The sequence below is a fragment of the Pseudomonas sp. S8 genome (assembly GCF_050473925.1).
Lineage (GTDB): Bacteria > Pseudomonadota > Gammaproteobacteria > Pseudomonadales > Pseudomonadaceae > Aquipseudomonas > Aquipseudomonas parakoreensis.
Genome location: NZ_JBFDVZ010000009.1, coordinates 1 through 10,329 on the forward strand (window position 1 = coordinate 1; position 10,329 = coordinate 10,329).

1 protein-coding gene and 9 pseudogenes are annotated in these 10,329 nt (G+C 60.3%); 5 read left to right on the forward strand and 5 right to left on the reverse strand.

Translation table 11 applies throughout. The annotated features are described in order from the left end of the window. The 3 pseudogenes from der to AB1J88_RS00735 all read left to right on the forward strand — a co-directional run. Positions 1-1,000 (forward strand): annotated as a pseudogene (gene der, locus AB1J88_RS00725) (ribosome biogenesis GTPase Der); the annotation flags it as partial. Between the two features lie 248 nt (positions 1,001-1,248). Continuing rightward, positions 1,249-2,397 (forward strand): annotated as a pseudogene (locus AB1J88_RS00730) (pyridoxal phosphate-dependent aminotransferase). Continuing rightward, positions 2,385-3,177, forward strand: a pseudogene (locus tag AB1J88_RS00735) (amidohydrolase). Before AB1J88_RS00730 ends, AB1J88_RS00735 begins: the two co-directional pseudogenes overlap by 13 nt. Before the next feature lie 142 nt (positions 3,178-3,319). Here AB1J88_RS00735 and leuA read toward each other — a convergent pair. From leuA to AB1J88_RS00760, 5 genes and pseudogenes are all read right to left on the reverse strand, one after another. Then, positions 3,320-5,000, reverse strand: a pseudogene (gene leuA / locus AB1J88_RS00740) (2-isopropylmalate synthase). Between the two features lie 478 nt (positions 5,001-5,478). Next, positions 5,479-6,304: pseudogene (locus tag AB1J88_RS00745) on the reverse strand (peptidoglycan DD-metalloendopeptidase family protein). Positions 6,305-6,307: 3 nt separating this feature from the next. After that, positions 6,308-7,692: pseudogene (gene xseA / locus AB1J88_RS00750) on the reverse strand (exodeoxyribonuclease VII large subunit). 124 nt (positions 7,693-7,816) lie between these two features. Beyond that, positions 7,817-8,467: pseudogene (locus AB1J88_RS00755) on the reverse strand (LysR family substrate-binding domain-containing protein). Positions 8,468-8,486: 19 nt separating this feature from the next. Then, entirely contained in the window at positions 8,487-8,708 is a 222-nt protein-coding gene (locus AB1J88_RS00760) for a LysR family transcriptional regulator (protein ID WP_430289962.1), read from the reverse strand. 101 nt (positions 8,709-8,809) lie between these two features. Between AB1J88_RS00760 and AB1J88_RS00765 the strand changes: the two are divergent. Together AB1J88_RS00765 and AB1J88_RS00770 are read left to right on the forward strand one after the other, a co-directional pair. After that, a pseudogene (locus AB1J88_RS00765) lies at positions 8,810-9,573 on the forward strand (sulfite exporter TauE/SafE family protein). 135 nt (positions 9,574-9,708) lie between these two features. Next, a pseudogene (locus AB1J88_RS00770) lies at positions 9,709-10,255 on the forward strand (sugar ABC transporter ATPase). The last annotated feature ends 74 nt before the right edge of the window (positions 10,256-10,329 follow it).

The following is a 10,329-nucleotide window of genomic DNA, read 5'->3' on the forward strand; positions in this document are numbered from 1 at the left end:
CTGAGCGATTTCCCGCGTGACGAAGACGAGCCGCAGGAAGGCGAAGAAGAAGAGATCGTCGCCGAAGGCGAGGAAGCCAAGCGCATTCCTGGCCCGAGCGAAAAAGACGGGATCAAGATCGCCATCATTGCCGTCCGAACGTCGGCAAGTCGACTCTGGTCAACCGCATGCTCGGTGAAGACCGCGTCATCGTCTACGACCAGCCCGGCACCACCCGCGACAGTATCTACATTCCGTTTGAGCGTAACGACGAGAAGTACACGCTGATCGACACCGCCGGTGTGCGCAAGCGCGGCAAGATCACGAAGAAGTCGAAAAATTCTCCGTGGTCAAAACCCTGCAGGCGATCAAAGACGCCAACGTGGTGATCTTCGTGATGGACGCCCGCGAAGGTGTGGTCGATCACGACCTCAACCTGCTGGGCTTTGCCCTCGAAGCCGGCCGTGCGCTGGTGATCGCGATCAACAAATGGGACGGCATGACCCCGAGCGAGCGCGACTTCGTCAAGGTCGAGCTGCAACGTCGTCTGTTCTTCGTCGACTTTGCCGACATCCACTTCATCTCGGCAATTGCAACGGTACAGGCGTGGGCAACCTCTACGCCTCGGTGCAGAACTCGTTCAAGTCCGCGGTGACCCGCTGGCCGACCAGCCGCCTGACGCAGATTCTCGAAGACGCGGTCAGCGAGCACCAGCCGCCGATGGTCAACAGCCGCCGGATCAAGCTGCGTTACGCTCACCTGGGTGGTGCGAACCCGCCGATCATCGTGATCCACGGTAACCAGATCGAGAAAGTGCCGAAGTCGTATGTGCGCTATCTGGAGAACACTTACCGCCGTGTGCTGAAGCTGGTCGGTACGCCGATCCGCATCGAGTTCAAGGGCGGCGAGAAACCCGTACGAAGGCAACAAGAACACGCTGACCGACCGCCAGGTCAACAAGAAGCGTCGCTTGATGTCGCACAACAAGAAAGCCAGCAAGAAACGTCGCGACAAGAAGTGATCAAGTAGATTGTTCCCACAATTGTGTGGGAATGCTCAACCGCTTCTGTAGGAGCTGGCGAAGCCTGCGATCTTTTGACTTTGCTTTGAAGGCAAGATCAAAAGATCGCAGCCTGCGGCAGCTCCTACAGGGTTCGGCGATAAGAAGGGTGCTCAGTTGAGCGCCCTTTTTTTATGGGCGCCGGATGGGCTATTCTCGGGCTCTCCCGCGCCGCCGTCAGAGCCGGGTGTAGAGCAGGGAACCCCTCGATGATCACCAGTAAGTTGCCGAACGTCGGCATCACTATTTTCACGCAGATGTCTCAGCTCGCGGCGCAGACCGGAGCGATCAACTGTCCCAGGGTTTTCCTGACTTCGACGGCCCGCAATCCCTGCGTGACGCGGTCGGTCGACATATCGCCAGCGGCCACAACCAGTATTCACCGATGACCGGCCTGCCGGCGCTGCGCGAGCAGATCGCGGCGAAGATCGCGCGCAGCTATGGCGTGAAAGTCGATGCCGACAGCGAAGTGACCGTCACGCCGGGTGCGACCCAAGCGATATTCTGTGCGATTCAGGCGGTTATCCACAGCGGCGACGAAGTCATCGTGTTCGACCCGTGCTACGACAGCTATGAACCGGCGACGCAGTTGGCGGGGGGGCGCTGCGTGCATGTGCAACTGAACCCGGATGATTTCTCCATCGATTTCGACAAGCTCGCCGCGGCCCTCAGCCCGCGCACGAAAATGATCGTCATCAATACCCCGCACAACCCGAGCGGAGCGCTGATCAGCCGTGCCGAACTGGATCAACTGGCAGAGTTGATCCGTGGGCGCGACATCTACCTGATCAGCGATGAAGTCTACGAACACCTGGTGTTTGACGGCGTGCCGCATGTCAGCGTGTTGGCCCACGAAGAGCTGTATCAGCGTGCGTTTGTGGTCAGTTCGTTCGGCAAGACCTACCACGTCACCGGCTGGAAAACCGGCTACGTGGTTGCGCCCCCCGGCGCTGACCGCCGAGCTGCGCAAGGTGCACCAGTACGTCAGTTTCTGCGGCGTGACGCCGCTGCAATACGCCCTGGCCGATTACATGGCCGAGCACCCGGAGCACGTTGAAGAGCTGCCGGGTTTCTATCAGGCCAAGCGCGACCTGTTCTGCGATTTGCTGACACCGTCGCGTTTCACCTTCACCCGCGTCACCGGCACGTATTTCCAGCTGGTCGACTACTCGCAGATTCGCCCTGATTTGAACGACGTCGACATGGCGATCTGGATGACCCGCGAACATGGCGTGGCGAGCATTCCGGTGTCGGTGTTCTATCAGAATCCACCGCAAGGCCAGCGCCTGGTGCGCCTGTGCTTCGCCAAACGCGAGGAGACGCTGCGCGAGGCAGCGGCAAAACTATGCGTGATCTGAGTGCATTGCCCGATCTCAATCTGGCGCTGATCCAGACCAGCCTCGCCTGGCATGACCGTCAGGCCAACCTTGAGCACTTCGACGTGCTGCTGGAGCAGGCCCGAGGCGCCGACCTGATCATCCTGCCGGAGATGTTCACCACCGGTTTCTCCATGGAATCGGAGACCCTCGCCGAAGCCGAGCATGGCCCGACCCGCAAATGGATGAAGGCGCAGGCCGCGAAGCTCAATGCAGTGATCACTGGCAGCGTGATCATTCAGGCGGCGGATGGCAGCCATCGCAATCGCCTGCTGTGGGCGCGCCCGGACGGAGAAGTCTGGCATTACGACAAGCGCCACCTGTTCCGTATGGCGGGTGAGCACAATCACTACACGCCCGGCGAGCGTCAGGTGCAGTTCGAACTCAAGGGTTGGCGGATTCGGCCGCTGATTTGCTACGACCTGCGTTTCCCGGTGTGGAGTCGCGATGCGCAGGACACCGATCTGCTGCTGTACACCGCCAACTGGCCGGGTGCGCGGCGTCTGCACTGGAACCGCTTGTTGCCGGCGCGGGCGATCGAAAACCTGTGCTACGTGGCGGCGGTGAACCGGATCGGCACCGACGGCAAGGGCTTTGCCTATACCGGCGACAGTCAGGTGCTGGATTTCCAGGGCGAGACCTTGCTGGCGGCGGGGGAGGCCGACGGCGTGTTCAAAGCAGTGCTGGAAGCGGCACCACTGGCGGCGTATCGCGAGCGCTTTCCCGGCGAATCTGGATGCGGATACCTTCGAGTTCACCTGAAAAGCCAAAGATCGCAGCCTGCGGCAGCTCCTACAGGATGTACGCTGTCCGATGTAGGAGCTGCCGAAGGCTGCGATCTTTTGATCTAAACAAAAAGGCCCCAGAGTTCACACTCCGGGGCCTTTTGCATGTCAGCGAAGGCTTAAGCTGCTTTCGCCTCAGGCTGGCTCAGCGAGCGGTTCAGGGCACTGAACAGCGCCTTGAAGCTGGCGGTGGTGATGTTTTCATCAATGCCCACACCGTGCACCGCACGTTCACCGTTCACAGCGCAGCTCGATGTAAGCCGCTGCCTTGGCGTTGGTGCCTGCGCCGATGGCGTGTTCGTTGTAGTCCATGATCTCCACCGGGATCGGCAGGCCGGCCACCAGGGCTTCCAGCGCACCGTTGCCCTTGCCGCGCCAGTGCAGGTTGGTTTCGCCCTGACCCTTGCTCGCCACTTCCACTTCAACGGCACTGTTGCCGTTTTCTTCCTGCAGGCGGTGGCTGACCAGCGCGTAAGGCGTGTTGGCTTGCAGGTATTCGCTGATCAACAGCGAGTGGATCTGCTTGGCGGTCATCTCCAGGCCGAGGCGGTCGGTTTCACGCTGCACCACCTGGCTGAACTCGATCTGCATGCGACGTGGCAGGCTGATGCCGTATTCCTGCTCCAGCAAGTAGGCGATGCCGCCCTTGCCCGACTGGCTGTTGACGCGGATCACCGCTTCGTAGCTGCGACCGATGTCGGCCGGGTCGATCGGCAGGTACGGCACTTCCCACAGGGTGTCCGGTTTCTGCTGGGCGAAGCCCTTGCGGATCGCGTCCTGGTGCGAGCCGGAGAATGCGGTGTGGACCAGGTCGCCGACGTACGGGTGACGCGGGTGCACCTGAATCTGGTTGCACTCTTCGACGACTTTGCGCACGCCGTCGATATCGGAGAAGTCCAGCTCAGGGTCAACGCCCTGGGTGTACATGTTCAGTGCGACAGTAACGAGGTCGACGTTACCGGTGCGCTCGCCGTTGCCGAACAGGCAGCCTTCGACGCGATCCGCACCAGCCATCAGGCCCAGCTCGGTGGCGGCGACGCCGGTGCCACGGTCGTTGTGGGTATGCAGGCTGATGATCACGCTGTCACGACGGTTGATGTTGCGGCCGAACCATTCGATCTGGTCGGCATAGACGTTCGGCGTCGCGCATTCAACGGTGGCTGGCAGGTTGAGGATCATCTTGTGCTCAGGAGTCGGGTTCCAGACCTCGATCACCGCGTCACAGACTTCCTTGGCAAACTCCAGCTCGGTGGCGCTGAAGGTTTCCGGCGAGTATTCGAACGTCCACTCGGTGTCCGGCTGCATCGCCGCGTATTTGACGAACAGCTTGGCGGCGTTCACTGCGATGGCCTTGATGCCGTCCTTGTCCTGGTTGAAGACGATGCGACGGAAAGACGGCGAGGTGGCGTTGTACAGGTGAACGATGGCTTTCTTCGCCCCGCGCAGGGATTCGAAGGTGCGCTCGATCAAGTCTTCACGGCCCTGGGTCAGCACCTGAATGGTGGTGTCGTCCGGGATGTGGCCTTCTTCGATCAAGGTACGCACGAAGTCGAAGTCGGTCTGCGAAGCGGCCGGGAACGAGGCTTCGATTTCCTTCACGCCGACTTGCACGAGGGTTTTCCAGAAGCGCAGCTTTTTCACCGCGTCCATTGGCTCGATCAGCGACTGGTTGCCGTCACGCAGGTCGGAGCTGCACCAGATCGGCGCGGCGTCGATGGTTTTCGACGGCCAGGTGCGATCCGGCAGGTTGATGACGGGAAACGCGCGGTATTTCGAAGACGGGTCTTTGAGCATGCTCATCGGGAAATTCCTTATTGTCTGGGCCGAAAAGAGGCGGCCTGCCGGTGGAACGAATGTTCGGGAAAACGCTTGGGACGAGGCGCAGCGATTCAGCCCGGCAGTCGTGCGCTGACGAGGCACAGACTGCGGTGCTGGCGAAGCTGAATAAGGGTGTGAGAGGTTTTCATGCCTTCAACCCTAACCGCGAGGGGAGAGGATGGCAAGCAGTCGAAAAAAATTGAGAGGAATACTCGAAATACTGGATTTTGCAGAATTTTATTGCGTGTAATTCGGTGGTTCTTGTCGATGTTTGCGTAAGGTCAGATTGGGGCGCAATTGATGTTGGGCGGGTGTCAGTAGTATTTTCGGATTGGATAGATCGCATTCGCGGGCAAGCCCGCTCCCACAGTGTCCGTGTCGTACACGAATATTATGTACACCCGAGAAACCTGTGGGAGCGGGCTTGCCCGCGAAGAGGCCATTGGCCTCAATACATAATTCAGGGCTGGAATGCACCAATGAAAATCGCCGGATCCACCCGCGCATCGTTCAGGCTGATGTTCCAGTGCATGTGCGGCCCGGTCGCCCGCCCGGTCGAGCCGACCTTGCCAACCACTGCACCACGGGCCAGTTGATCGCCGACCTTCACATCGATTTTCGACATGTGGCAGAACATGCTGATAAAGCCCTGCCCGTGATCGACAAACACTGTGTTGCCGTTGAAGAAGTAGTTGCCGGTGAGGATCACTTTACCCGCCGCCGGGGTCTTGATCGGCGTGCCTGCCGGCACCGCGAAGTCGAGGCCTGCATGCGGGTTGCGTTCTTCGCCATTGAAGAAGCGACGCACGCCGAACTTGCTCGACAGCGGCCCGTTGACCGGTTTGTCCAGCAACAGGTTGCTCGGGGTGTTCGGGCTGAAACTGCGGTAAGCCTTGATCTGCTCGGCCAGCTCACCCTCGATGCGCTTGAGGTTGGCCGGATTCGGATTGACCTGCTGAGTGTTCTTCAGGGTGATGTGCTGTTCCGGGTATTTCTTGTTGCCGACGGTGAACGGCAGATTGCGCCCGCCACTGCTGATCTGCTGGCTGCCGGGTTTGACCGTCAGCGGCACGCCGACAATCGCCAGCCAGTTGTTCTGTTCTTTCACCACCAGCACCGGTTTGCCTTGATAGGTGGCTTTCGGTGGCTGCGCGGCGCTGCCCAGATCAACCACCGCCACGCCGCCCGGCACCGGTTTGTTTCAGCAGGCGGGTGATGTAGCTGTCAGCGTGGGCGTTGAAGGTGGTCAGGCACAGCACGAATAACGGAGCGAAAAAGCGCGGCATGGATCAGTCCAGTAAAGAGAGGGTGACAGGCGTCAGGTGATTGTCCCTCGACGCGCACTTGCAGTTCGCCTTCGCCCAGTCTGGCTTTCAGACGCTGGCCGGTGTGGGTTTGCGCGGCGTTGCGAATCGCGTGGCCGCGTTCATCCAGCAGAATGCTGTAGCCACGGCCCAGAGTCGCCAGCGGACTGACCACATGCAGCGTCCTGCATCTGACTGTGCAGTTGCAGGCGACGGCTTTTCAGGCCTTCGCGCATGGCTCGCGGCAGGCGTTCGGCGAGGCTGTCGAGGCGCTGGCGCAGCATCGCCAGTTGGCGTCCCGGGTGTTGCCCGGCGAGGCGGGGTTTCCAGACGGATCAGGCGTTCGCGGCGGGGTATTGAGCGTGGCGCTCGAAGGCGCGGCGCATGCGCATGTCCAGGTCATCCAGACGTTGCGCTTGCTGACGCAGACGTTCGCCGGGATGACGCAAGCGACGGGCCATGCCTTCAAGGCGCAGGCGATCGCGCATCAAACGGTCGCGCATGCGCATCACCAGACGCCGCTGCAGGCTTTCCACCTGACGGATCAGGTGACTCGAATCCGGGGCGAGCAATTCGGCGGCAGCGGAGGGCGTTGGAGCGCGCACGTCGGCCACGAAGTCACTGATCGACACGTCGGTTTCATGCCCGACGGCGCTGACAATCGGCGTCACGCAGGCATCGACCGCGCGCGCCACAGCTTCTTCGTTGAAACACCAGAGGTCTTCCAGCGAGCCACCGCCACGGGCGAGGATCAGCGCGTCGAAACCCCGGGCATCAGCCATTTTCAGCGCGCGGACGATTTGTGCAGTGGCTTCGCGGCCCTGCACGGCGGTGGGGATCAGCGTCAGTTGCACCTGCGGCGCCCGGCGGCGGAACACGCTGATGATGTCGCGAATCACCGCGCCGGTCGGCGAACTGACGATGCCGATGCGTTGCGGATGTGCCGGCAGCGGCACTTTGCGTTCGGCACTGAACAGGCCTTCGGCGCTGAGCTTTTCTTTCAGCGCATCGAAGGCCAGGCGCAGCGCACCGTCACCGGCCGTTCCACGGTGTCGAGAATCAGTTGATAGTCGCCACGACCTTCGAAGAGCGAGACCTTGCCGCGCACCTTCACGGCCAGGCCGTCCTTCAGCGCCTGACGCACCCGCGCTGCGTTATTGCGAAACAGCGCGCAACGCACCTGTGCACCGCTGTCCTTGAGGGTGAAGTACACGTGGCCGGACGCCGGGCGGGCGAGGTTGGAGGATTTCGCCTTCGACCCAAATGTTGCTGAACACGTCTTCGAGCAACACCCGTGCGCGGCCGTTGAGCTGGCTGACGGTCAGGACTTCTCGGTCAAGGCCGAGCCTTGCAAAGGGATCTTTAATCATGGGCCGCAGTTTAAAGCTAATTTCCGACGCAATACACGAATCCCTGTAGGAGCTGCCGCAGGCTGCGATCTTTTGATCTTTTTTTGGAGGGCAAGATCGAAAGATCGCAGCCTCGTTTCACTCGTCAGCTCCTACAGGGGGTTGTGAAGGTGTTGATGAAGTGTTGAGTCAGTGGGGTGGGGTTTTGCCGGTGGGCGAGGGCGACGGTGCTTTGGCAATCGGGATCGCTCAGGCGCAGAAATCGTACGCCGCCGGGGGCGATGTCCTGCATTGATTCGGGCAGCAGGGCGATGCCGAATCCGGCCTGGATCAACTGCAACTGCGTCGTCTTGCGTGACATCACCGCGCCGCTTTGGGGAAAAAAGCCTGACGCATGCACAGGTCGGCACATAGATAACTGAGTCCGCCACGTTGCGGATGCGGGATCGAGATAAACGGCTCGTCTTTCAGTTGCGCCAGTTCGACAGCGGGTGAGTCAGCCAATCGATGTTCATTCGGTACCGCCAATAGCAAGGCGTTCGGTGAATAAAGGCACCATGTGAATGCCCTCACGCTGACGCAACACCGGCAAGCGCAACAAACCAATGTCCAGACGTCCTTCGGCAAGTTCCTCAAGCTGCGCCTCGGAGGACAGCTTGCCGATGTCCAGCGACACGCCATTCTGCTGATCGAGATAAGTGCTGATCCGACGTAATAAATGTCCGCTGATCGACACGGTGCTGGAATGACTCAGGCGCACAGTGCCCACTTGCCCGTTGCCGACTTCGGTCGCCATCGCGCTGGCTTTGCTCAGTTCATTGAGCAGGTTTCTGGCCCGCGGCAAAAAAGCCTCGCCGGCCGCCGTGAGTCTTGGCTGACGCGCGTGCGTTCGAACAGCGGCGTTGCAGGCGGCTTTCCATGTCCTTGATTTGCCGGCTCAGCGCCGATTGCGCGACGAACAAGCGTTCAGCCGCTGCACTGAAGCTGCCACAGTCGGCGATTTCCACGAAGTAGCGCAGTTGACGGGTTGAAAGCACCAGGTATGCCTTTTCGAGATGGGGTGAGCGAGTTTGATCATATTAGTCGCAAGGCTTGGCGCTGGCTAAAGTCATCTCAGGCTTATAAAGGAAGTGGATCAATGAGTGTGGTTGGGTTGTTGAGCGATATGGACATGGGCGCAGGCGGCTGGGTGGTGATCGGACTGGGAATCGCATGGCCTATATCGTGTTCGGGATTGCCGGGTTCGGTACCGCACTGGTCGCGGGTCCGATTCTGATTCTGTTCATGCCGTTGTCCGAAAATCGTGCCGCTGCTGGTGCTGCTGGATTTCGTCGCGGCGTTCGGCAACCTGCTGCCCTCGCGCCGGGATGTGGCCAAGCCGAGTTGTTGCGGCTGCTGCCGTGCATGGCGGTGGGGTGCACGTTGGGGGTGATTTTCCTGCTCAACCTCAAATCCGACCTGTTGCTGCTGTTGATGGGGCTGTCATCAGCACTTATGCGGTTTACAGCCTGTGGGTGAAAACCCGGCCGACGCAGTTGTCCGCCGCGTGGGCACTGCCGATGGGCACGGTCGGCGGATTGTTTGGGGCGTTGTTTGGCAGTGGTGGCTTTTTATATGCGATCTATCTCAACAGTCGCCTGCCGAAAGACGCGGCGCGGGCCACGCAAAGTGCGCTGATCAGTTGCAGCACCGTGGTGCGTTTGAGCCTGTTGCCCTCGCCGGGGTGTATGCGAGCTACCCTTGTTGATGCTGGCGGTTTGTCTGCTGCCGGCCATGGCGCTGGGCCTGTGGATCGGGCGGCGCTTGACCATGCGGTTGTCGCGTGAAGCGTTTGTACGATTGGTGACCTGGCTGGTGCTGGCCAGCGGGATTGCGTTGATCGGGCGCTATTTCAGTACTTGACCGGATTTCGTCAGGGATTAAGCTGCCGGCCTTTAGGGCCCCTTCGCGGGCAAGCCCGCTCCCACATTGGAATGCATATCCTGTGGGAGCGGGCTTGCCCGCGAAGGCGTCAGAAGCCATACCGCAGGATTTTCCATGAATTCGCAAAGCATCATCGTCCCGAAAATCTCCACCCTGCCGGTTCACGAACCCCGGGCCGGGCGATTCTGCGCTGGCTGGTACGCAAGAATATTGTCAAGGAAGAGCTGAGCACCTGCGGTCGCACCGCAATCGCATGGCGTACGCGATTGCCGACGGCGCACGTGCGGTGGTGCTGCACCCCGAGCATTGCATTTTGGCGAGCCGATCAATGGTCTGGAGATCATCGTCAAACGCTGCATCTACACGCCGGCCAAAGGCTTTCTCGAGGAGGCCGGGGTGCGCCGAATGCCGCCGCGAAGTCGGCGAAGCGCTGTTCGAAAGCCTCGAAGACTGGTTTCCAGGCCGCACCGACAACTTCACCTGCCCGGAGTGCGGGCATGAAGACGACATCAACGGCTTTCTGTACTTGCAGGAATGCGCGTTTTCCAACCTGGGATTTATCTTCAACAACTGGTTGGAAGCGGGGTTCAAGCAGAGCTTTATCGATGAGTTCGCCGATTGGCTCGATCAACCTGTCAGTTGGGTAAAAGTCGAACTTTGAACGTGTAGGAGCTGCCGCAGGCTGCGATCTTTTGACGTTGTTTTTTATAGCCAAGATCAAAAGATCGCAGCCTG